Annotated in this window: 20 protein-coding genes; 15 read left to right on the top strand and 5 right to left on the bottom strand. The window is 37.8% G+C overall.

The annotated features are described in order from the left end of the window. Positions 1-400: 400 nt before the first annotated feature. Both QUE72_RS08335 and ilvN read left to right on the top strand, forming a co-directional pair. Positions 401-2,125 (top strand): acetolactate synthase 3 large subunit, encoded by a 1,725-nt coding sequence (locus tag QUE72_RS08335; protein WP_286272711.1) that lies wholly within the window; start codon positions 401-403, stop codon positions 2,123-2,125. Next, positions 2,125-2,622 carry an acetolactate synthase small subunit gene (ilvN, locus tag QUE72_RS08330; protein ID WP_074495855.1) on the top strand — a complete coding sequence of 166 codons (498 nt, stop codon included), beginning with the start codon at positions 2,125-2,127 and terminating at the stop codon, positions 2,620-2,622. The genes QUE72_RS08335 and ilvN overlap by 1 nt, the downstream gene beginning before the upstream one ends. A 39-nt stretch (positions 2,623-2,661) precedes the next feature. Here the strand turns inward: ilvN and QUE72_RS08325 are convergent, their stop codons facing one another. Then, positions 2,662-3,156 carry a low molecular weight protein-tyrosine-phosphatase gene (locus QUE72_RS08325; protein ID WP_074495853.1) on the bottom strand — a complete coding sequence of 165 codons (495 nt, stop codon included), beginning with the start codon at positions 3,154-3,156 and terminating at the stop codon, positions 2,662-2,664. A gap of 273 nt (positions 3,157-3,429) precedes the next feature. On the opposite strand from QUE72_RS08325, the gene QUE72_RS08320 reads away from it, so the two are divergent. After that, entirely contained in the window at positions 3,430-5,988 is a 2,559-nt protein-coding gene (locus QUE72_RS08320; RefSeq protein ID WP_286272708.1) for an EAL domain-containing protein, read from the top strand. Between the two features lie 46 nt (positions 5,989-6,034). Here the strand turns inward: QUE72_RS08320 and aroG are convergent, their stop codons facing one another. Continuing rightward, positions 6,035-7,087: a 3-deoxy-7-phosphoheptulonate synthase AroG gene (aroG, locus tag QUE72_RS08315; RefSeq protein WP_074495848.1), complete on the bottom strand. Its 1,053-nt coding sequence runs from the start codon at positions 7,085-7,087 to the stop codon at positions 6,035-6,037. A gap of 189 nt (positions 7,088-7,276) precedes the next feature. Between aroG and add the strand changes: the two genes are divergently transcribed. From add to deoD, 3 genes are all read left to right on the top strand, one after another. Then, complete coding sequence (gene add / locus QUE72_RS08310) at positions 7,277-8,296, top strand: adenosine deaminase (RefSeq protein ID WP_286272706.1); 1,020 nt, start codon at positions 7,277-7,279, stop codon at positions 8,294-8,296. A gap of 3 nt (positions 8,297-8,299) precedes the next feature. Beyond that, positions 8,300-8,470, top strand: a complete 171-nt coding sequence (locus QUE72_RS08305) for a XapX domain-containing protein (protein ID WP_074495843.1) — start codon at positions 8,300-8,302, stop codon at positions 8,468-8,470. A 114-nt stretch (positions 8,471-8,584) separates the two neighbouring features. Next, positions 8,585-9,289, top strand: coding sequence for a purine-nucleoside phosphorylase (gene deoD, locus QUE72_RS08300; protein ID WP_074495841.1), 705 nt, complete (start codon positions 8,585-8,587; stop codon positions 9,287-9,289). Between the two features lie 64 nt (positions 9,290-9,353). Here the strand turns inward: deoD and QUE72_RS08295 are convergent, their stop codons facing one another. Together QUE72_RS08295 and QUE72_RS08290 are read right to left on the bottom strand one after the other, a co-directional pair. Continuing rightward, entirely contained in the window at positions 9,354-11,594 is a 2,241-nt protein-coding gene (locus QUE72_RS08295; RefSeq protein ID WP_286272703.1) for a TonB-dependent receptor, read from the bottom strand. 196 nt (positions 11,595-11,790) lie between these two features. After that, positions 11,791-13,005 carry a phosphopentomutase gene (locus QUE72_RS08290; RefSeq protein ID WP_286272701.1) on the bottom strand — a complete coding sequence of 405 codons (1,215 nt, stop codon included), beginning with the start codon at positions 13,003-13,005 and terminating at the stop codon, positions 11,791-11,793. A 185-nt stretch (positions 13,006-13,190) separates the two neighbouring features. Here QUE72_RS08290 and udk point away from each other — a divergent pair, with 185 nt between their 5' ends. The 7 genes from udk (at position 13,191) to rlmA (ending at position 19,185) form a co-directional block, all read left to right on the top strand. Further along, the gene (gene udk, locus QUE72_RS08285; protein ID WP_074495834.1) at positions 13,191-13,829 is read left to right on the top strand and encodes a uridine kinase; all 639 of its coding nucleotides are present in this window, start codon (positions 13,191-13,193) and stop codon (positions 13,827-13,829) included. A gap of 16 nt (positions 13,830-13,845) precedes the next feature. Beyond that, positions 13,846-15,084 (top strand): NupC/NupG family nucleoside CNT transporter, encoded by a 1,239-nt coding sequence (locus QUE72_RS08280; RefSeq protein ID WP_074495832.1) that lies wholly within the window; start codon positions 13,846-13,848, stop codon positions 15,082-15,084. Positions 15,085-15,093: 9 nt separating this feature from the next. After that, a complete protein-coding gene (gene deoC / locus QUE72_RS08275) occupies positions 15,094-15,864 on the top strand; it encodes a deoxyribose-phosphate aldolase (protein ID WP_286272699.1) in 771 nt (256 codons plus the stop codon). 6 nt (positions 15,865-15,870) lie between these two features. Beyond that, positions 15,871-16,446, top strand: a complete 576-nt coding sequence (locus tag QUE72_RS08270) for a thymidine kinase (protein WP_074495828.1) — start codon at positions 15,871-15,873, stop codon at positions 16,444-16,446. A 51-nt stretch (positions 16,447-16,497) separates the two neighbouring features. Continuing rightward, positions 16,498-17,154, top strand: coding sequence for a uracil phosphoribosyltransferase (upp, locus tag QUE72_RS08265; protein WP_286272697.1), 657 nt, complete (start codon positions 16,498-16,500; stop codon positions 17,152-17,154). Positions 17,155-17,569: 415 nt separating this feature from the next. Beyond that, positions 17,570-18,376 carry an exodeoxyribonuclease III gene (xthA, locus tag QUE72_RS08260; protein ID WP_286272695.1) on the top strand — a complete coding sequence of 269 codons (807 nt, stop codon included), beginning with the start codon at positions 17,570-17,572 and terminating at the stop codon, positions 18,374-18,376. After that, the gene (rlmA, locus tag QUE72_RS08255) at positions 18,373-19,185 is read left to right on the top strand and encodes a 23S rRNA (guanine(745)-N(1))-methyltransferase (protein ID WP_286272693.1); all 813 of its coding nucleotides are present in this window, start codon (positions 18,373-18,375) and stop codon (positions 19,183-19,185) included. The genes xthA and rlmA overlap by 4 nt, the downstream gene beginning before the upstream one ends. 20 nt (positions 19,186-19,205) lie before the next feature. Here the strand turns inward: rlmA and yfbV are convergent, their stop codons facing one another. Continuing rightward, complete coding sequence (gene yfbV / locus QUE72_RS08250) at positions 19,206-19,631, bottom strand: terminus macrodomain insulation protein YfbV (protein ID WP_286272691.1); 426 nt, start codon at positions 19,629-19,631, stop codon at positions 19,206-19,208. A gap of 154 nt (positions 19,632-19,785) precedes the next feature. Here yfbV and QUE72_RS08245 point away from each other — a divergent pair, with 154 nt between their 5' ends. Next, positions 19,786-20,985, top strand: coding sequence for an acetate/propionate family kinase (locus tag QUE72_RS08245; RefSeq protein ID WP_286272687.1), 1,200 nt, complete (start codon positions 19,786-19,788; stop codon positions 20,983-20,985). Next, the gene (pta, locus tag QUE72_RS08240; RefSeq protein ID WP_286272685.1) at positions 20,985-23,093 is read left to right on the top strand and encodes a phosphate acetyltransferase; all 2,109 of its coding nucleotides are present in this window, start codon (positions 20,985-20,987) and stop codon (positions 23,091-23,093) included. The genes QUE72_RS08245 and pta overlap by 1 nt, the downstream gene beginning before the upstream one ends. The last annotated feature ends 379 nt before the right edge of the window (positions 23,094-23,472 follow it).

Here is a 23,472-nt window from a genome sequence, read left to right as displayed (position 1 = left end):
TTAATTTTCTATTTAATACAACTTTCATCTTAAAAGGCAATAGAGCCTGAACATTCGTAAAAACAATGATACTCTTAGCCTGCTTATAACCACACATCGCACAGCCATAACAGATCAATATATTTGAATGAGACTAATAGCTACATTTTTTGTTGACATGTAAAGTCAGTCGCCTAATATAAACACATATCATTTAAAGAATATATTATACAAAATAACAAATGAACCTAGTTAATGTACTCAATGTCGTCCTCTCAGTCGTAGTGGTTTTAAAACCAATGCGGGGTTGATATTGTGTGTAAAAACTAACGAAATATTTTCATTAAACCCTCGCTCTGAAAAGACCGGGGGTTTTTTATTTCAGTATTTTAGGAAACAACACTAAGTAAGGGAAAATTCAATGGCAACACAAACATTTACTGGTGCTGAAATGGTCGTTAAAGCACTATCGGCACTTAAGGTAAAATATGTATTTGGCTATCCTGGCGGCTCTGTTCTCGATATATATGATGCAATATTTCAACAAGAGGACGTTGAACATATTCTTGTGAGACATGAACAAGCTGCTACCCATATGGCCGACGGCTTTTCAAGAGCAACAGGAGAGGTAGGTTACGTACTTGCAACCTCTGGCCCAGGTGCAACTAACTGTGTTACGGGGATCGCAACCGCATATATGGATTCAATCCCGATGGTTGTACTAGCAGGTCAAGTACCCACAAGTTTAATTGGTGACGACGCTTTCCAAGAAACTGATATTGTTGGCTGTTCCCGGCCAATAGTGAAACATAGTTTTAACTGTCGCGACCTTGCAGAAATTCCTAATGTTATTGCTAAAGCCCATTATATTGCTAAATCTGGCCGCCCTGGCCCTGTTGTTGTTGAATTACCGAAAGATATTTTAATCCCGCAAAATAAGGCAGCTTTTAACATCGAAACTGATATCAAACTACGTTCTTATAATCCAACTAAAAAAGGCCACCCTAAACAGATTAAAAAGGCGATAACAGCCATCACAGAAGCAAAACGTTTAGTGGTTTATTCTGGTGGCGGCATTGTATTAGCAGACGCATCTGAGCAACTTACCCGTTTAGTTGAAACGTTAAACGCTCCTTGTACTAATACCCTTATGGGGCTCGGTGGTATATCTGGCGTTCACAAAAACTTTATTGGTATGTTAGGTATGCATGGTAGCTTAGAAGCTAACAAAGCCATGGCAAATGCAGACGTAATTTTAGCCCTTGGCGCTAGGTTTGATGATCGAGTCACTAACAATGTAAAAAAATTCTGCCCTGACGCAAAAATTGTACATGTTGATATTGACCCCACATCAATTTCTAAAACTATTAATGCACACATCCCGGTAGTTGGATTAATTGATATTGTGTTAGCACAATTACAGGAAGAGTTAGAGAATATAAACTTTACTCCTGAATCGACTTCGAATGAGCAATGGTGGCAACAAATTAATGAATGGCGTTCGTTAAGCAGTATTAGCTATCAACAAAATAACGATAAAATTAAGCCTCAAAGAGTAATAGAGGCGGTTTATGAAATCACCAACGGTGAAGCTTACCTTTGCTCTGATGTTGGCCAACACCAAATGTTTGCCGCACAGTACTACCCTTTTGCCAAGCCAAGGCAATGGATTAATTCTGGTGGCTTAGGCACGATGGGTTTTGGTTTGCCTGCTGCAATGGGGGTTAAATTAGCCTTTCCTGACAGTCATGTTGTTTGTATTACAGGTGATGGTTCTATTCAAATGAACATTCAAGAACTTTCAACCTGCCTTCAATACCAATTACCTGTAGTAATAGTTTCGCTAAACAATCGCTCTTTAGGTATGGTAAGGCAGTGGCAAGATATGATTTATGGTGGTCGTCACTCTTCTTCGTATATGGAATCATTACCTGATTTTGTTAAATTAGCAGAATCGTACGGTCATGTAGGCATACAAATTAATCAACTTACAGAGCTTGATGAAAAATTACGCGAGGCATTCTCAATAAAAAACCGATTAGTCTTTGTTGATATTTTAGTTGATGAACTAGAACATGTTTACCCGATGCAAATAAAACAAGGTGCTATTGATGAAATGTGGTTAAAGAAAGGAGTAAAAGCATAATGCGTCGTATTCTTGCAATATTATTGGAAAATGAACCTGGGTCTCTTTCACGCATTGTGGGCTTATTTTCACAACGCGCTTTCAACATTGAAAGCCTAACCGTTGCGCCTACTGAGGATCAAAGCCTATCAAGGATCACAATCACTACGCGTGGTGATGATCGAGTATTAGAGCAAATTGTTAAGCAGGTTAACAAACTAATTGACGTGATTAAAATTACTGACCTTACTGATCGAGAGCATGTTGAACGTGAAATTTTACTGATCAAAGTGCTTGCAATGAATGAAAAATCACGCACGGAAGTGAAACGGATCACCGATATTTTCAGAGGTTCAATTGTTGATATAGGTAAACAGGTGTATACCATTCAGCTGACAGGTGACGACAAAAAGGTTAATGCTTTTGTAAAAACTCTCGCCAACGAAACAGAAATTATTGAATCGGTAAGATCAGGAACAGTAGGTATTGCTCGGGGTGAAAAAGCACTAAAAATTTAGTGCTTCTTTTATTATCAGTAATTTTTTTAAAGCTAGGTGTTACTTACCTAGCTTTTTTAGTTGCGCGATCAAACCATCACTTGCATCTTCTACAAGATCAAGTACATATTTAAAGCCTCGCGCACCACCGTAATATGGATCAGGCACTTCAGTATCTTGAAAGTTATTTGCAAACTCTAAAAATAAATGAATTTTATCGTGATAACCAAGCGGCGCTACTTTCTTTAAATCTTTTATATTTTGTTCATCCATCGCCAAAATAATATCAAATTCCGTGAAATCTTCGATTTCTACCTTTCTCGCTCGTATTTTATCAAAGTCATAACCGCGCTCTATGCCGATTTTTTGCGCTCTATGATCAGGCTTTTCACGGGCATGCGAACCAATAGTACCTGCAGAATCAATACTAAGATCTAATTTATTACGTTCAGCTTTATGCCTAAATACAGCTTCAGCTGTCGGAGAGCGGCATATATTACCCATGCAAACAAATAAGATACGTTTTATATCCTTATTCACGATATTTTCATTCATTTATTTTTCCAATGTTTGTCCAAGTAGTAAACAACCCTTATTCGCGTTTTTAGCTTCAAGCACTACGAAATTTTAATCAATTACCCTAACGTAAAAGCATTTATTTAGCGAGTACAAATTATGATGAATAACCACATGCAAATTAAAACACACATAATAACAATACTTCCATGGTAAGTAGATATAATTACTAGTATTTTCTGGTTAATAATTACCAATCTTTAAATTATTTGCTACAGTTAATTTAGATTAGATTAACATCACTAACGATTAATGAAAAAAATTGCTTCCTACGCCTCGTTAGCACTGACACGAATATTTATACTATTTATAGCGTTTAGCTTATTAATAATATTTTATCAATCGAGCAGTAATCTTAGCCAATTAACGAAAAAACAACCAAGCGATACTACCGACGTAAACTATAAATATTGGATAGATAGTTCAAATATTATTGATAACAAGAACATTCTCGATAATATCTCGCTATTCAAGCAAACAACACCTGCTGAAATTCCTTTTGCCCTTAAAGATCAAACCTACTGGGTATTAGTGGATATCAAAAACACACAATCACATCACGTTTCTCTAGTGCTTTTTGCAGATAATAAGCTGCTTGATGTTTTTAAAGTATACCCCATAAAAAACAATACAATACAAAAAAACTTAACTTTACAGCACTTACCTTTTCATCAAATTTATCCACACATAAACATTGAACTAACACCTCGTAATGAACAAAGCTATTTACTACAAATTCGTACAGATGGCCCGCCTAATGTACCTATTCAATTAATATCGCAATCCACTTTTGATTTACACATTCTAACAGCTCAATTTTTATATGGTGCTTTTATTGGCATTGCGTTGTTAATGATTTTATACAATTTAGTCTTGTTTTTTGCAGTCAAAGATAAAGTGTATTTGTTTTACATTGGTTACTTGTTGTCAGCCTTTTTAATTATGTCAAGTATCACGGGTTTCGGTTATATCTTATTTGATGACTTCTTTAATCAACAAATCGATAAATATCTTATACCGCTACACTTCCTTCTTGTACTGTTTTTACTGTTTTTTACCTTATTTTTTCTGCGGTATGATAAGCAACAAAGCATCACGTATCGCATTGCTATTACTGTCTGTTTCTGTTTAGTTGTCGCTATATTCGCAACCTTGACACTTGAGAAAGTAGCGCAAGCAACTGTATTTTTTTCTATTCAGCCTCTCGTATTTATATTGGCTATTTACCTACTAATAAAACGTATAAGGGGAAACCTTTCTTGGGCAAAATATTACCTTGCTTCATGGATACCACTACTCATAGGTGCGGCAATTCAACCTGCTGTACTGCTCAATATTATTGATTATTCTTTTCTCACCAGTAACGCATTTTTAATCGCTATTATTGCCGAAGTATCTTTGATGGCTTTTGCCCTTGCAGAAAGAATGCGCCGTAATGAGCAAGATAAAATAACAAATATTGCTTATCATCTATCAAGTGGTATCCCCAGAAAATCAAACCTTGAAACCTGTATCAATAACCTTGTTCAACAGAAATACAATGACTTTAGTGTTTGTATAGTTAAACCTGAGCATATTGAAAAAGTAGCGCTTTATATTAATGACGAAATGAATACACAGTTGTTTAAACAGTTATACGGTAAACTTTCTTCGCTCTTTCAATACAACGACGCGATAATTCCGATTACAGATAAGCAAGAAAAGATATGTTTAATAAACCATACTTGTTTTGCCTTGATTATTGATCATCATGTTGATGAACAGCCTGCTGAAATGCTATTTGAATCAATACAACAGGTAGTACAGGAAAATTTTCACATCACCCAAGTAAAGCTCCCATTAACTGCAGTTATTGGCTTAGCACGCTTCCCTGTAGATGGTGATAAAAGCCACCTGTTGCTCAACCGTGCGCTCATTGCAACGGCAAATGCGGAAAATAATGTACTAAAGTGGAGTCATTATGAAAACGATGTTAAAGATACAACGCAGTATTTGTTTAAGCTCACTAGCGATTTAAAACAAGCAATTAAAAATAATACCTTGATGCTTTACCACCAGCCTCAAGTAGACTTAAGAACGTTACGTGTTTGCAGTAGTGAATGCTTGTTACGGTGGCAACATGCAAAAGAAGGCTTTATACCACCAAATGTGTTTATCCCCATTGCTGAAGATATGGGCTTAATTCATGAAGTCACTTTTTGGGTAATTCAACAAGCATTGCATCACCAAAAACAATTAATGGATGAATATGGCTTCAACCATTTAGTTTCCATTAATATTAGCGGCAAAGACATTTCATCTAAGCACTTTTTAGCCAGAGCATTAGATATAATAGAAGCATCAGGAGTTGCAAGTGATAAAATTATTTTTGAGTTAACAGAGTCCGCAAGTTTTACTAATAACGCACACACGATGCGAGTAATTGAGCAACTTACCGACCTCGGCATTACTATCAGTATTGATGACTTTGGTACGGGTTACTCGTCTATGTCTCAAATCAGCCATCTACCCTTTCAAGAACTTAAAGTTGATCGTCAATTTGTTGAAAATATTAATCAAGACAAAAAGCGCTTAGTCATTGCTGAGGCAACAGTTAAGATGGCGAAAGGTTTAGGATTAGAGGTTGTTGCAGAAGGTATTAACAGTGAAGAAGATGAGGCAACCTTAAGAAAGTTTGGCTGTGATATAGGGCAAGGATATTACTATGCTAAGCCAATGCCGCTTGAAGAGTATAAGCAATGGTTAACTTCGTTAGTCCAAGGGAGAGTCAAAACACCTTTAAAAGGCGAATATATACCCGTTGAAAAATGACCGCAATCAAGACTGAATGAGCTGATTGCGGTATTATTGTTATCTATTAACCTCTACGTTTGTCCACGGCTTCGTTTAGCTGTGCGAGTAACGTTTCTGTATCTGACCAACCAATACATGCGTCAGTAATAGATTGACCGTAAACGTTAGCTTTACCGTCAACTAAATCTTGTCTGCCTTCAACCAAGTGACTTTCAACCATGACGCCAAAAATATCATTATTACCTTTAGCCAATTGTTCACTAACATCTCGACAAACAACCATCTGATTTTCAAATTTTTTGCTCGAGTTACCATGACTAAAATCAATCATAATTTTAGTATTCAAGTTTGACGAGGCTAATTGGTCAGTTACTTGTTTAACGCTTTCTGCATCATAGTTGGGTGCTTTACCGCCACGTAAAATAATATGACAATCAGGGTTACCTGTTGTTTGAACGATTGCTGAATGTCCAAATTTAGTGACTGATAAAAAGTGATGTGACGCAGCGGCAGATCCAATCGCATCTATGGCAATTTTAATGGTACCGTCAGTACCATTTTTAAAGCCAACCGGACAAGACAAACCAGATGAAAGCTCTCGATGTACTTGGCTTTCAGTCGTTCGAGCACCAATCGCGCCCCAACACATAAAATCGGCCATATACTGAGGCGTGATCATATCTAAAAACTCACCCGCAGTAGGTAAACCAAGATCATTTAAATCAGCTAATAACTTTCTGCCAATACGCAAACCATCATTTAGCTTAAAACTGTTATCTAAATAAGGATCATTTATAAGCCCTTTCCAACCAACCGTAGTACGTGGTTTTTCAAAATAAACACGCATCACAATTTCAAGGTTATCTTGGTATTTTTCTCTTAACTTAACCAAGCGTTTGCCATATTCAATTGCAGCCTCTGGATCATGGATTGAACATGGCCCAATAACCACTAATAACCTATCGTCTTGATGGTTAAAAATTTTACTGATAGCTGCTCTACCACTAAACACTGTTTCAGACGCTTTTTCTGAACCAGGAAATCGCTCCAGTAACGCCACTGGAGGTAACAATTCTTTAATTTTTTCGATGCGCACATCGTCTGTTTGGTAGAACATATTATTTCTCTTTATTTACTACTATGATTTTGTTTTGTACGTCTAGACACCTAGATAAGAATCCCGTCGGCTAATTTAACAGCGTTATATCAACAATACCAACATAAAATCGGAAAAAAACGATATAATTAAGAACTAGAATAAAAATTCACGTAATTGTTTACACAACGGTAAGGATATTTACTTTATATGCTCAATAATACGCTGCCATTAATCGACCTTCATCGTCATCTAGACGGAAATATCCGCCCAAGCACCATTTGGCAACTTGCACAGCAACATAACATTTCATTACCCGTATCAACAATTGAACACTTTATGCCGTTGGTACAAATACAAGAATCCGAACCTGACTTATTGGCCTTTTTGAAGAAATTAGATTGGGGTGTAGCCGTGTTAGCTACTTTAGAAGATTGCCAACGTGTCGCCTATGAAAATATAGAAGATTTAGTCTCAGCGGGTATTGATTATGCTGAATTAAGATTTTCACCCTATTACATGGCAATGAGTCACCAATTACCCATAGAAGGCGTAATAGAGGCGGTCGCTGATGGCGTAAATCAAGCTAAAAAACTCCACAACGTTGAGGCAAACCTCATTGGTATTTTAAGTAGAACCTTTGGTCAACAAAAGTGTATGGATGAATTAAGTGGTATTTTAACGCACAAAGACAAGTTCGTTGCGGTTGATTTAGCCGGTGATGAATATAACTACCCTGGCGATATGTTTACTGAACATTTTAATAAGATTAAACAAACTGATTTACAAGTGACTGTACATGCTGGCGAAGCTGCAGGTAGTGAAAGTATTTGGCAAGCTATAAAAGAACTTGGCGCAAGCCGGATCGGGCATGGTGTCGCTTGCCAGCACGATAATAAATTGCTTGAATATATGATCGCACACAATATTGCCATCGAATCATGTCTAACCTCAAATTACCAAACGGGTACTATTACCAACCTAGCTAACCACCCTTTGCCAGTATTTCTAGACAAAGGTTTGTTGGTAACACTTAATACCGATGATCCAGCAGTTGAAAATACTGAACTAATCAAGGAATATAAGCTAGCAAGTTCGTTATTTAATTTGCAAGAAAAACACATTACACAATTACAACAAAATAGTGTGGATGCTAGTTTTTTATCAACCTCGGCACGCCAAGCGTTGTTAAATAAAACGGCATTTAATCATTTACAACAGAAGGAATAACTTATGGCAGAGATTGCATTGGCTTTATTTGCAGGTGCGCTAGTCGGTTTAATTTTTTCAGTGATCAAACTTCCACTTCCAGCACCTCCGGTAATTTCAGGAATCGCAGGAATTGTTGGTATATATTTAGGCGGTACACTTTATCACTGGATCATCGAACGATTTTTTAGCTAAAATAGACTTTCACTAACAATATTCAGTAAAAAATCCTTGATAGGGGTGTGTTATATCAATTGAACCACCTGCTTGAAACTTACTGAGATAAATTTTTATTTAAAGGTATATCTCATGACAACTCCTCACATTGAAGCCAACCCTGGTGACTTTGCAAAAACCGTGTTAATGCCCGGAGACCCACTAAGAGCAAAGTTTATCGCTGAAAATTTTCTTGAAAATGCAAAATGTATTACCCGAGTGCGAAATATGCTTGGTTATACTGGCACTTATAAAGGCCAAGAAATTTCGGTAATGGGCTCAGGCATGGGGATCCCATCTATTTCAATTTACGCGACTGAGCTTTATAAAGACTTTGGCGTTGAAAATATCATACGTATTGGCTCATGTGGTGCAGTGCGTGACGACATAAAAGTGCGTGACGTTATTATCGGCATGGCTGCAAGCACAGACTCGAATGTTAATCGCCAGCGTTTTAATCACTGTGATTTTGCTGCATGTGCTGACTTTTCACTCTTACAAAACGTAGTTAATACTGCTGAAAAACTTGGTAAGCCCGTACATGTTGGTAATGTTTTCACCGCCGATTTATTTTACACACCACAACCTGAAATGTTTAAAACCATGGAAAACATGGGCGTGTTAGCGGTTGAAATGGAAGCCGCTGGTTTATATGGTGTTGCTGCTGAATACGGTAAAAAAGCCTTAGCAGTGTTTACCGTCAGTGATCATATTAAAACAGGTGAACAAACAACGGCAGATGAACGTGAAAACACTTTTAAAGACATGATGGAATTAACGTTAGAGAGTGTCTTGTAATCTTCCTCTGACAATAGTCATAAAAAATCCGGTACATACCGGATTTTTTATGATAACAAGCAGACTAAAACTGATAACCTATTTCTACTCCCCAAAACCTTGGCTCATTGACAAAGGCGGTTAAATTGAGAAAATCTAATGCGCCATCAGCAACAATTTTATCGGTAATATTTCGGCCTACAATGGCAATATCTAAACCATCATCGTTATTAAAACCTAATCGTAAGCCGCCTATCCACCGAGCATCAGCATAAAATTCTGTGGCCTCATAAAGGAAAATATTTGATTTACTTCTATAGTTCCAATCTGTTTGTGCGTAGTAGTAACCATAATCTACCGGAAATTCATAATTAATATTAATATTCGCTAACCACTTAGGTGATCTAGGCAACGGGTTACCGTCAACAAATACGGTAACTACAGGGCCAAACGGTCCATCAACCGTATTTGCCACTTCATCAGGACTATTACAGGTAGGTGTAGATGCGCAACGTTCGGCTTTCAACGATTTATCTTGAATTTCTGTTTTGTTGTAGCTTAAATTTGTACTAATACGTAACTGATCAGTTAGCATTGCTTCAAAAGAAGTTTCAATGCCTGCGCCATAGGTATTGTCAGCATTTAACAGCGAATTAGTGTTTGCTTCGCCACCTGTGGCAGTTAATTGATGATCTTCAATATCATAGGTATAAGCCGTAATATACCATCTTGCATTACCATTGAATAAATTAGCTTTAAGCCCTGCTTCATAAGACGTTAATGTTTCAGTATCAGCTTCACTTGGAAATCCAAATCGCCCGATGGTAACAGGGCCTCTTGAAGCGTTACCGATACGCGCAAAGGCAGTCCAATCATCATCTATCGTATAACGAGCGGCAAGGTCCCAATTAATGTAGTCATCCTCTTTATCAATTTCAAAAGTTACATTTGAAGTACCGCCTTCACGGATGTCTAACTCTTTTTCATCATCGGTATAACGTAAACCTAGCGTAAATGCCCATTTATTATTTGGTTTGTATTCAACTTGCCCAAACAACGCATACGAGGTGGTTAATTGGTCAATTTGATAAAAGTTAGTGGTATTTCCCTCGGTATCTAAATCTTTATAATCAGCGGTATAATCTTCACGGAAATAAAATGCACCTACTTGATAATAAATATCTTCTACATCACCTGAAAGCCTCAGCTCTTGGGTAAATTGCTCATGATCTGAAAGGCCATCACCAGAAGCGACATTAAACCATAATTGCTTACCTAATTGGTTTGGTATGCCAGAAAAGTCGGTTACACCACCATCAATATCAGCATAGCTCCAGCTTTCTAATGTGTCGTAGCCGGTGATACTGGTTAAGGTTACGTTATCAAAATCATGTTCAATTTCTAAACTGCCACCTTGATGATCTAATTCAAAGCCTGATGTACTGTCATGATATATTTCAGACTCATCAAAGCTATCTCTTAAACCAGACTTACCCTGTTCAAAAGCATTGGCATAAAAAATTTGTGGCATGTCACCATCTTGATCAAAGCCATGTATCTTTAATAGCGCACGTGTGTCACTACCATTGTCATATAAAAATTGGATGCGGTAAGCAAACTCTTCATAGCCTCCTACTTCATCCCCTGTTGTTAAGTTATCTACCCACTCGTCTCGCTCTTGATGCTTAAAAGATGCCCTAACCGCCCAAGTATCTGACAATTCAAAGTTTTTACCTGCTTCTAAAAACATCGTTCCACGGCTACCATAACCACCCCGAACATACCCTTCATTGGTAAAATCAGGCGCAACGGTGTCAATCTTAACAATGCCAGCGGTAGTGTTTCTGCCAAACACAGTACCTTGTGGACCATTGAGCACCTCAACGCGTTCGATATCAAATAAAGGAATACTTTTTAACACGGGATTTTCCAGCACGATATTGTCTAAAATCATAGAGACTGGCTGATTTGCATTTACATCAAAATCAGTATTGCCAAGGCCTCGAATATAAAACCTAGGTGATTGTCTACCGTTTGAAGATTCAATTTGTAAGCTCGGCACACGGCCCGCCAATGCTCGTACATTTTCACCAGAGCCTAAATAGTCATTAATACTTTCAGCTGACATGGCAGTGACCGTAGCAGGTACATCTTTAACTGTTTCAACACGTTTACGAGCGGTTACTTCAATCACTTCAAGACCAACTACTTTTTCTGTTTGATCATTATTTTCTTCTGCGGTTACCGATGTAGTTAGCAAAAATGTAGAACTACACAATGCCAATTGCACACTACGGCTAAGCGCGCTTTGTCCGAACATTTTCATATTGTTCTCTCCCAAGACTCTTATCTTTTAATATATTATTCATACTAGGGACTTTAAGCGCTGCTATTCAATATTGATTAAACTGCATGGAGCTTTGACGTATATTTACAGCAAATATGCGACCTACAGTTCAACATAGCCTAATAGAACACTCCTAGTGCCATGAATTATAGCCAATATTTTAGATTTCGCTTATTCACTTAACAGCTAATTGTGAAAAGAAACTATCGCCATAATCAAGTGCTGGCAAAGAAAACATTTCGGCGAGTGTTTGACCAAGATCAGCAAAACTATTTCTCTGGCCTAAATTCACATTACCAATATGATGATGGTAAGCGAGCATAGGCACAAATTCTCTTGTGTGATCTGAGCCTGGCCACGTAGGATCACATCCATGATCAGCAGTCATGAAAAGTACGTCATCATTAGACATGGCATTAATAATATCAGGTAATCGCTTATCAAATGCCTCGAGTGCAGCCGCATAACCTAATGGATCGCGACGGTGACCATAATCTTGATCAAAGTTGACTAGGTTGGTAAAAATAATACTCTTATCTTTTGCTGTGCCTAAATGTGAAATCGTTGCATCTATTAATGCGTCAATACCGGTAGCTTTGGTTTTTTCTGAAATCCCTTGATGAGCAAAAATATCAGCAATTTTACCAACACTGATCACATGACCGCCTGCTTCAACCATTTTATCTAATACCGTTGGGGAAGGTGGTAAAACCGAATAATCTCGACGATTACCAGTGCGGACAAAATCTTCAGCGCTATTACCAACAAAAGGACGCGCTATCACACGACCAATATTATAATCATCGAGTAAAGAACGCACCATTTCACAATAAGTATATAAATTGTCTAAACCAAAATGTTCTTCATGTGCTGCTACTTGAAATACACTATCTGCAGAGGTGTAACAAATAGGTAAGCCCGTTTTAATATGTTCTTCACCTAAACGAGCGATAATTTCTGTACCTGATGCATGGCAGTTACCAAGCATACCAGCATAGCCGGTTGCTTCGTTAATGATTTGCATTAGCTCTTTAGGGAAAGCATTTTCTTTATCCGTGAAGTAACCCCAATCAAACAAAACCGGTACACCTGCCATTTCCCAATGACCACTAGGAGTATCTTTTCCGCTGCTCAATTCTGCTGCATAGCCAAACGCGCCTTTTTTTATTGGATATTGTTCTGCGGGGAAGCGTTCACTTCCCGCTGAGAAGCTGGCTTCAATAAGCCCCATACTTGCAAGATTGGGTAAATTAATTTTATGCCCTGTCATTTCAAAGTGTTTTTCGGCTAAATGAGCAAAAGTATTGGCACCAATATCACCAAATTTTTCAGCATCAGGCGCATGCCCTATACCAAAACTATCTAAAACTAATATAATTGCTCGCGCCATTTCCACACCTTTTTATCATCAAAAAATGAATTTTTCATGACCATTTAGTCAAGTTATGGTAATTTACCATCATTAAGTCTTTAGTTATAGTAAAAGAAATTAGCAATATTGAATTACTGGCTACACATTAACCTGTACCGAACGTTCAACAGCTATTCTTCCATGTTATTTACAGGCGGCCAAGATTGCTAACCAATAAAACCACGATTATTGCCATATCAGGGGCTTCTGCTTCTGGTAAGTCGCTATTTGCGCAAACTATTTATCAAGAGTTGTTCCCTGAACTGGGTAAAAACGGTATCGCTATTATTAAAGAAGATGCGTACTACAAAAATCAAGATCACATTCCATTACCGCAAAGAATTGAAACTAATTACGATCATCCTAATGCTTTCGAGCATACTTTGCTCGCTGAACAGTTACGAATGTTACAACAAGGTAAAGATATAGAGTGTCCAGTATATTGCTATAAAACGCACACGCGTTTAACAGATACGATGACAATTCCCGCATCACCGATTATTTTGGTTGAAGGTATCTTGCTTTTTGCTGATCAAAACCTTCGAGAGTGTTTTGATCTAAAAATATACATGGATACACCATTAGATATTTGTTTGTTACGAAGAATAAAGCGTGACATAGAAGAACGAGACCGTGATATAGATTCTATCACTCAACAATATGAACAAACAGTAAGACCAATGTATCATCAATTTATCGCTCCTTCTAAATCTTGGGCTGACATTATTGTCAACAAAGGCGGTAAAAATAGAATGGCCATTGAAGTCATAAAAGCAAAAATTAGACAATTAATACAACAATAATAATAGAGGATATTTCATGGGGGCGTTACACGGGGTCATAGGCATTGTTTTGCTGTTAGTAGCAGCATACGCGTTAAGTAGCCATAAGAAGTCAATTAATTTTCGAACCGTTGGTTTTGCATTTTTACTACAGTTAATACTTGGCGCTTTCGTGCTATATATTCCATTCGGTAAAGATGTACTCGAATCAATGACCAACGGCGTACAAAACGTCATTGATAGCGCTAAGGCTGGCATTAACTTTATATTTGGTGGTCTAGGCACTGATAAAATGTTTAGCAACGGTGTAGGCTTTGTGTTTGCCGTACGAGTATTGCCGGTCATTATTTTCTTCTCATCGTTAATTGCCGTACTTTATCACCTTAATATTATGCAATGGATCATTCGCATTATTGGTGGTGGTCTGCAAAAACTACTTGGCACAAGTAAACCTGAATCTCTGTCTGCTACAGCAAACATTTTTGTTGGGCAAACAGAAGCCCCTTTAGTCGTTCGACCTTACATTGCATCAATGACTCAATCAGAATTATTTGCCATCATGGTAGGTGGATTAGCATCAGTTGCGGGTTCAATATTAGCCGGCTATGCAGGACTCGGTGTTGAACTAAAATATCTTATAGCGGCGTCGTTTATGGCTGCACCTGGTGGCTTGTTAATGGCAAAAATTATTTTACCGGAAACCGAAGCTGATAAAATTCAAGCAAATAACTTATCTATTTCAGAGCAAGAAATTAAACCGGTGAATGTGATAGATGCAGCGGCAACAGGCGCAGCATCAGGCATGAAATTAGCTGTTAATGTTGGTGCAATGCTATTGGCTTTTATCGCGCTCATCGCGCTTTTAAACATGTTAGTCGGCGGAGTTGGCAACCTATTTGGTATCGAAAACTTAACCATTGAATGGTTACTTGGCTACGTATTTGCTCCATTCGCTTTTGTTATTGGTGTTCCCGCAGAAGAAATGCTGCAAGCGGGTAGTTTTATAGGGCAAAAAGTGGTTGTTAATGAGTTTTTTGCTTATGTAAATTTTGTTGAAATCAAAGATACTTTAACACCTTCTACCCAAGCGATTATCACTTTTGCATTATGTGGTTTTGCTAATTTATCTTCGATTGCTATCTTACTTGGTGGTATAGGTTCAATGGCACCTTCGCGTCGTCCTGATATTGCTCGTCTTGGTATGAAAGCAATGATGGCAGCAACACTAGCTAATTTAATGAGTGCTGCAATTGCAGGTGTATTTCTTAGCCTTTAGGAGAATAACATGACAGAGCAACAACAAACCGCTTTACTTGCCCTTTCTCTCGTTGATCTAACCAGTTTACGAGGCGATGAATCACAGCAAGAAATTATTGAACTATGTGAACAAGCAGCGACAAAACATGGAGATACTGCCGCTATTTGTATTTATCCTCAGTATATTTCCATTGCGAAACAACATTTAGCCAAAACAAATAAACAGATAAAAATTGCAACCGTCACTAACTTTCCTCATGGCGGTAGTGATGTGAACCAAGCAGTGAAAGAAACAGCAGAAGCTGTTTCACTTGGTGCTGATGAAGTTGACGTTGTGTTCCCTTACAATGCTTTAATTGCTGGTGATGAAAATGTTGGCTATGAATTAGTAAACGCATGTAAACAAGCTTGTGGTAAGCAGGTTACCTTAAAAGTAATTATTGAGTCTGGAAAATTAAAAACAGATTCTTTAATTCAACGGGCAAGTGAAATAGCGATTGACGCTGGCGCTGACTTTATCAAAACATCCACAGGGAAAGTTGATATAAATGCTACGCCTGAAGCCGCAAAAATCATGCTATCTGTTATTGAAAACGTAAACCCAAATGTTGGCTTTAAAGCTGCTGGTGGCGTTAAAACCTTAGAGGATGCCACAAAGTATTTAACCTTAGTCATGGATACCTTAGGGGCTTCATGGCTTGATCAAACTCATTTTCGTTTCGGCGCGAGTGGGTTATTAGATAACTTACTCGCCACCATTGAGGGTAAAGTAGAACAACCAAGCAGTGAGCGCTATTGATACCTTATGGCACAACTTTATTTTTATTATTCTACGATGAATGCGGGGAAATCTACACATTTGCTGCAGTCTTCATACAACTACCGCGAACGCGGAATGAATACCCTGCTTTATACTGCAGATATCGATAACCGATTCTCGACGGGACAAATCTCTTCACGTCTTGGTTTACATGCTGATGCTAATTTATTTTCTGCTGAAACAGATATCGCTCAACAAGTAACACAGCAACATGAGTTAACCCCTGTTAGTTGTGTATTGGTCGATGAAGCACAGTTTTTAACGGAACAACAAGTAAAGCAACTTACTGATATTGTTGATATGTTAAAAATACCGGTCTTAGCTTATGGCATTAGAACTGATTTTCTCGGTAAAACGTTTGTAGGCAGTGCCGCACTTTTGGCATGGGCAGACAAATTGATCGAACTAAAAACCATTTGTCATTGTGGCAAAAAAGCAAATTTTGTCGTCAGAACAGATGACCAAGGCAATGCTGTAACATCAGGTGCTCAAATTGAAGTGGGTGGCAACGAACGCTATGAATCGCTTTGTCGAAAACATTTTAAAGCGCTTGTTTGGTAATTAACTAAACAGAGTACGAAATACCAATAACACTGTACAAAAGGAAACGAAATGACCGTTTATATTAGTAATCATCCACTACTAAAACATAAAGTATCATTAGCACGCGAAGCTAACCTGTCATCAAAGTCTTTTCGTGAATTAACTAACGAAATATCTACTATGCTGATGGTAGAAGCGACACAAAACCTTCAAGTACAAAGCACACCTTTAGCTTGTTGGTCTGGCAATATTTCCACCCCATTATTAGCCGAAAAGCAACCAACATTAGTACCTATTCTACGTGCTGGACTTGGTATGTTAGAAGGAGCCTTAACTATTTTACCTTGCGCGAAAGTCAGTATTATTGGCTTAAAACGCAATGATGACGATATTTCTACCGATAAAGCTGGAACCGTGCATATCGGTATTGAAAGTTATTATGAAAATATTGTCAGTGATATTGCAGAACGACACGCCATTGTGATTGATCCTATGTTAGCCACAGGCGGTTCAGCAATAACGTGTATTAATTTACTAAAATCTTCAGGTTGTGAAAAAATTACTGCATTATTTATGGTTGCGGCGCCAGAAGGTATTAGCGCATTAGAGAAAGCCCACCCTGATATTGATGTGTATATTGCTGCATGCGATGAAAAGCTCAACGAACAAGGCTATATCTTACCGGGTCTAGGTGACGCCGGTGATAAAATATTTGGTACAAACTAGAGCGTGTTGATCTTTGCTGTTTAAGTTTTGTTCAAATTAAACGCCTCCTGATCGCGGCACTTGGATTATTGCATAGTCATTCTATGGTTAATTCAAGTAACAAAGAGCAGGAGGCGTTTAGTTGAACCCTTCGTGCTGTATCTGTTTGGCATTTCTACTGTGTTAACGCTTGACTGGAGTAGAATAACTACACGGCGCAAGTGTTGCTTTGTATAAAAACCAAACAAATTGCGGCAAAAGTAAACATGAAAGATCAACACGCTCTAATAAGGGACGACAGTACTAAATAACGATAATATTGTTGTTTATACCAATTCGCATAAAGATTAAATTTACTGTGAACAATATTCAACACAACTATCATCTTATGGTATTATTTCGCGCTAATGAATACTAACCATCAAATACATTATCCATGAAGATTATCTCTTTCAATATAAATGGTTTACGAGCCAGACTTCACCAATTACAAGCCGTAATCGATAAACATCAACCTGACATCATTGGCCTACAAGAAATCAAAGTACACGACGACGCCTTCCCTCTTGCCGATGTTGAAGCGATGGGTTATCACGTATACTTCCACGGTCAAAAAGCACATTACGGTGTTGCAATGCTATGTAAAAAACCAGCTGATGTTGTGACTAAAGGCTTTCCTACCGATACTGAAGACTCTCAAAAGCGTATGATCATGGTAACGACCACCAATGAACGCGGTGAAAAAGTTACGGTTTTAAATGGTTATTTTCCGCAAGGAGATAATATTGCACATGAAAGTAAATTTCCTTATAAACGTCAGTTTTATAAAGACTTAATGGTCTATTTAAATGAACATCACACACCCGATGAAAACCTCGTAGTGATGGGTGATATTAATATTTCACCGATTGATTTAGATATTGGTATTGGTGAACCTAATAGAAAACGTTGGTTAAAAACGGGTAAATGTAGTTTTCAACCAGAAGAGCGCCAATGGCTTTCAACGCTAATGAATTGGGGGTTTAAAGACACGTTTAGAGAATTACACCCATCGACCAGTGAAAAATACTCATGGTTTGATTATCGTTCTCGTGGTTTTGATGATAATCGAGGGCTACGAATTGACGTTGTGTTAGCCACAGAAAACTTAGCCAAACAATGTGTTGAATCTGACATTGATTATGAATTACGAGCAATTGAAAAGCCTTCTGATCATGCGCCTATCTGGTCTACATTTACATGATAAATGCACAATATCGCTGCCCTATTTGCCAATCAAGTTTAATGTTAAAAGAGCACACGTATCGTTGTGCTCAATCACACTGTTTTGATCAAGCAAAAGAGGGCTACGTTAACTTATTGCCAGTTCAGTTTAAACATTCGAAACAACCTGGCGATAATAAAGCCATGGTAAACGCCAGACGTGCCTTTTTATTACAGGGATATTATCAACCGCTTGCCGACAAATTGATATCAATATTAGATGCACTAAGCCTTAGTAATGGTGTCATTTTAGATGCCGGCTGTGGAGAAGGTTTTTATACAGGGCAGTTTAAGCAAAGCTGTCAGACGGTGTATGGTATTGATATTGCCAAAGAAGCCGTAAAGAAAGCGGCAAAGAAATATACTGATTGTCATTTTTCAGTGGCCACGTTGTCGCAACTACCTTTTGATGATCAACATATCAATGCTATTGTTTCTATTTATGCTCCCATATTACCTGCAGAATTTAATCGTATTTTATCAGACAACGGTTATTTAATAACTGTGACACCTGGCGGAAACCATTTATTGTCGCTCAAACAAAAAATTTATCAACGCGCATTGCAACATGACGAAGACAAAATAACAGTTGATAATATGACGTTAGATACGCAAGAACAGCTGAGCTATACCATGACGATACGTTCAGGTGATGATTTGCTAAACTTACTATCAATGACACCCTTTGCCTTTAAAGCGACTGAAGAAGTAAAACAAAAATTAAAACAAGAAAGTAACTTTGAATGTCAGGCTGACTTTCTTATTCGCATTTATAAAAAAACCGCCTGAACAGCGGTTTTAATTTTCCATTAATGCTTCGCGTGCCGATAACTAATATTCAGCAACTGTGCCAAATCAACATACCGAGGTTTTTGCACGCTAAGTTTTATATCTCCGCCGCTTTGATTAATTTTAGCAACACCTTCTTTATACCAATTCGCTAATGCGGGTGGCAAAAATTTATCTGCTTTTATCCCTAGCATAACTAAAGCTTGTAACGGAACGCTTAGCATAAACACGGTATAAACAACCGATTGTGGTAAAGAAGCAACGCCACCAAAATAAAGTTGCATGATTAAAGTAAACAAAGCTACGCCAGGCAAATATTTACACACAAGACGCGCCATTTTGATAGCATGATACTCAGCAAAGTATTCCGCTAGTTCTCTACGATCAGGCCAGAGTAACATATACTTGCGACCTAACTTTACAATTTCTACAACATTCATATTCATAGGCCATACATTATAACAACTGTTACTTACAAGATAGCACAAACTCTAAATGAGTTTAAATGTAATTATTAATTAAACCTTGAACCAAATCAAAGCGTGAAGTTAGATCTGTCAGCTATACTATATTTATCAATAGTTAAGTTCACCTATATAAATGCAAAACAATATATTAGTAATCAATTGTGGAAGTTCATCGGTTAAATTTTCACTCATTAACCCAACAACAAACCATGTTTTAATTTCTGGTCTCGTTGAGCAATTACACTCAGCACATGCAACTATCTCAATAAAACAAGAAGCAAATAAACAACAATCTCATTTACCCGCACCTTATGATCATTTAATGGCGATCAAATTTTTTGTTGAAGTGTTAGATGATAAACAACTTACTTCAACCATTTATGCGATTGGTCATCGTGTTGTGCACGGCGGTGAGACGTATAACAAACCCGTATTAATTTCCATAGCGGTTAAGCATGAGATACATCGTTTATCAACTTTAGCACCATTACATAATCCTGCGAATTTACTCGGCATTGAAGCGGCAGAAAAGGCACTAGGACAATTACCTCAGGTAGCCGTTTTTGATACTAGCTTTCATCAATCTATGCCTAAAAAAGCCTTTTTATATGCCCTACCTTATGAGCTGTATAAAAATCATGGTATTCGTAAGTATGGCTTTCATGGCACCAGTCACTATTATGTTGCGCACAAGGCTGCACAATATCTAAATAAACCGATTGAAACATGTAACCTAATATCTGCACACCTAGGAAATGGTTGTAGTGTAACAGCCATTAAAAATGGCAAATCAGTGGATACTAGTTTAGGCCTAACCCCTTTAGAAGGTCTAATGATGGGCACTCGAACAGGAAACCTTGACCCTAGTATTATATTTCATCTAGTTGATCAACTTGGCTACACGTTAGATCAGGTTAACACCTTACTAAATAAAGAAAGCGGTTTAAAAGGTATTTCAATGCTAAGTAATGATTGCAGAACATTAGAAGAAGCGGCTGAGCAAGGTCATGATCTTGCAAAACTTGCACTTGATATGTTTTGTTATCGCGCTGCAAAAATGATAGCAAGCTTCTCTGTCTGCTTTTCACAGCTAGACAGTATCGTTTTTACAGGAGGAATTGGCGAAAATTCAAGCTTTATTAGGGAAAACATCATTGAACAACTTACTCTGTTAAATATCAGTATAAATAACAATGCTAACATCGAAGCAAGATTTGGAAAAAGCGGTAATATCGCAACGTCAACAAGTATTCCTTGCTGGGTGATACCCACGGATGAAGAAGGGGTCATTGCCACACAAACACACCAATTAGTCGCTAAGGAGGTTAAATAATGTCGCGTCGTATCATGTTAATTCCTGTTGGCTTTGGTGTTGGATTGACCAGTGTTGCTCTTGGCCTCACACACGCTTGTCAACAACTTGGGCTTGATGTTGGTTTATTTAAGCCTATCAGTCAACCCTCTAGAAATGTATTACAAAATAAACAACACGTTATTTCATACTCCAAAGATACCAACGAAATCCCACTAAGTTACGTTGAACAGCAAATGGGAGAAGGTAATAGCGATATTATTCTTGAGCAAATAGTTGATAACTATTCAATTGCCTGTGAAGCACATGATATCGTTATCATTGAAGGACTTTTACCAACAACGAGACAACCCTATGCTACTCGTATTAACCGTGAAGTAGCACAGGCGCTTTCTGCTGAAATTATTTTAGTGGCCTCTCCCGATGAAGACACACCACTTGAATTTGAGGACAGATTAGAAGTGAGTGCTCGTACCTTTGGAGGTACTGAAAATACCAAACTACTTGGGTGTATTATCAATAAAATTAACTCTCCCGATAAAGATGAAGTAGGACTACTGCCACGAGAAACAAATTATGAAATAAAATTTCCACCTGAGAAATGGCACGAATTATCAATCTTTCAGCGCGGCAGTTTTCAGTTACTAGCAACAATTCCATGGGAAATTGACTTAATTGCTCCTCGTGTTATTGATATAAAAAATTACCTCAATGCCGATATCATTAATCAAGGTGATATCGATCACAGACGAATTAGAAGTATCAGTTTCTGTGCGAGAAGTGTAGGTAACTTAATGAGTCACTTACAACCGAATAGACTCATTGTTACCCCTGGCGATCGTACAGATATTATCATCGCAACCTGTTTATCTGCATTAAATGGAACAAAAGTAGGTGCACTTCTATTAACCAATGGCTACCAACCTGAACCACAAGTACTTGAGCTATGCGATCAAGCATTACAAGCTGGCTTACCAGTACTATCCGTTCCATGGGATACTTGGCAAACTTCTCGATACCTCATGAGTTTTAACCCAGAAATACCTGAAGATGACCTTCAGCGCTTAGACAAGGTAAAACAATATGTTGCAGACCAAATCGATCCACAATGGTTAGGCTTATTATCAAAACACGTAAGTGGTCATGCGAAGTATTCGCCACCAGCGTTTCGTCATAAACTCACTGAGCTTTCTAGGAAAGCGAACAAGTTAATTGTTCTGCCCGAAGGTAGTGATGCAAGAACGATAAAAGCTGCGGCTATTTGTATTGAAAGAAATATTGCCCGATGCCAGTTGTTGGGAGAAAAAGACAATATACTCACTATTGCTAAGCAACAAGGTATCGAATTGCCACCAGGTTTGATTATTACCGATCCTGCTTTAATTCGAGATAACTACATCGCACCATTAGTTGAACTACGCAAACATAAAGGGATGACAGAAGTTGTCGCACAACAAGAACTCAAAGACAACGTAGTTTTAGCAACGTTGATGTTACAGTTAGGCCAAGTTGACGGATTAGTTTCTGGCGCAGTTAACACTACTGCGAATACTATTCGCCCTGCGTTGCAACTAATAAAAACATCACCTGATAGCAAATTGGTTTCTTCCATTTTCTTCATGCTTTTACCAGATCAAGTTCTCGTTTACGGTGATTGTGCTATTAATCCAGAACCAAATGCAGAACAATTAGCTGAGATTGCAATTCAGAGTGCTGAGTCAGCTATTAAATTTGGTATTGAAGCTAGGGTTGCAATGATCAGTTACAGTACTGGAAGTTCTGGAAAAGGTGCTGATGTTGAAAAAGTAGCAGAAGCAACAGCGATAGTTAAAACACGTAGGCCTGATATTATCATCGATGGCCCATTACAGTACGATGCAGCAATCATGGAAACCGTCGCACAGCAAAAAGCCCCTTCTAGCCCTGTTGCTGGAAAAGCGACTGTTTTTGTTTTTCCAGATCTAAATACAGGTAATACAACTTATAAAGCAGTACAACGCTCTGCTGATGTTGTCAGTATTGGTCCTATGTTACAAGGGCTTAATAAGCCCGTAAATGATCTTTCACGGGGCGCGTTAGTCGATGATATTGTCTTCACTATTGCATTGACCGCTATTCAAGCTATATAAGGTAAAAATGCATCAAACTAACGCATCTAACTATTAAAATCTTAATATTTAGGCGCGTTAGTTAATATGTAAGCTATTTTGCTAACTATTTCATGGCATGTGAATAACTATAGGCAACTCAAAAAACAAACAGCAATTATAACCTATAAATAACAGATAGTTACAAACATAAGCATAGCTTGCACACAAAGATATCCACACTTTTTGTGGATAGAAGCATTATTAACTTGATGTTATTTACATCAAATTAGTAATAAAAATAGAACTTAACTATATTATTCCCTAAGTTAATAACTTATTCTGAATAAAGTATAGATAATGAAGACTTATCTATACTTTTATATCTAAAACAAGTGTTGATATCCATGATATACACCTA

Source organism: Thalassotalea hakodatensis, from assembly GCF_030295995.1.
GTDB lineage: Bacteria > Pseudomonadota > Gammaproteobacteria > Enterobacterales > Alteromonadaceae > Thalassotalea_C > Thalassotalea_C hakodatensis.
This window is presented reverse-complemented; position numbering and strand designations above follow the sequence as displayed.

Coding starts and splice junctions, on each gene's coding strand:
- QUE72_RS08335 (WP_286272711.1), top strand. CDS start 401: ATGGCAACACAAACATTTACTGGTGCTGAAATGGTCGTTAAAGCACTA.
- ilvN (WP_074495855.1), top strand. CDS start 2,125: ATGCGTCGTATTCTTGCAATATTATTGGAAAATGAACCTGGGTCTCTT.
- QUE72_RS08325 (WP_074495853.1), bottom strand. CDS start 3,156: ATGAATGAAAATATCGTGAATAAGGATATAAAACGTATCTTATTTGTT.
- QUE72_RS08320 (WP_286272708.1), top strand. CDS start 3,430: ATGAAAAAAATTGCTTCCTACGCCTCGTTAGCACTGACACGAATATTT.
- aroG (WP_074495848.1), bottom strand. CDS start 7,087: ATGTTCTACCAAACAGACGATGTGCGCATCGAAAAAATTAAAGAATTG.
- add (WP_286272706.1), top strand. CDS start 7,277: ATGCTCAATAATACGCTGCCATTAATCGACCTTCATCGTCATCTAGAC.
- QUE72_RS08305 (WP_074495843.1), top strand. CDS start 8,300: ATGGCAGAGATTGCATTGGCTTTATTTGCAGGTGCGCTAGTCGGTTTA.
- deoD (WP_074495841.1), top strand. CDS start 8,585: ATGACAACTCCTCACATTGAAGCCAACCCTGGTGACTTTGCAAAAACC.
- QUE72_RS08295 (WP_286272703.1), bottom strand. CDS start 11,594: ATGAAAATGTTCGGACAAAGCGCGCTTAGCCGTAGTGTGCAATTGGCA.
- QUE72_RS08290 (WP_286272701.1), bottom strand. CDS start 13,005: ATGGCGCGAGCAATTATATTAGTTTTAGATAGTTTTGGTATAGGGCAT.
- QUE72_RS08280 (WP_074495832.1), top strand. CDS start 13,846: ATGGGGGCGTTACACGGGGTCATAGGCATTGTTTTGCTGTTAGTAGCA.
- deoC (WP_286272699.1), top strand. CDS start 15,094: ATGACAGAGCAACAACAAACCGCTTTACTTGCCCTTTCTCTCGTTGAT.
- QUE72_RS08270 (WP_074495828.1), top strand. CDS start 15,871: ATGGCACAACTTTATTTTTATTATTCTACGATGAATGCGGGGAAATCT.
- upp (WP_286272697.1), top strand. CDS start 16,498: ATGACCGTTTATATTAGTAATCATCCACTACTAAAACATAAAGTATCA.
- xthA (WP_286272695.1), top strand. CDS start 17,570: ATGAAGATTATCTCTTTCAATATAAATGGTTTACGAGCCAGACTTCAC.
- rlmA (WP_286272693.1), top strand. CDS start 18,373: ATGATAAATGCACAATATCGCTGCCCTATTTGCCAATCAAGTTTAATG.
- yfbV (WP_286272691.1), bottom strand. CDS start 19,631: ATGAATATGAATGTTGTAGAAATTGTAAAGTTAGGTCGCAAGTATATG.
- QUE72_RS08245 (WP_286272687.1), top strand. CDS start 19,786: ATGCAAAACAATATATTAGTAATCAATTGTGGAAGTTCATCGGTTAAA.
- pta (WP_286272685.1), top strand. CDS start 20,985: ATGTCGCGTCGTATCATGTTAATTCCTGTTGGCTTTGGTGTTGGATTG.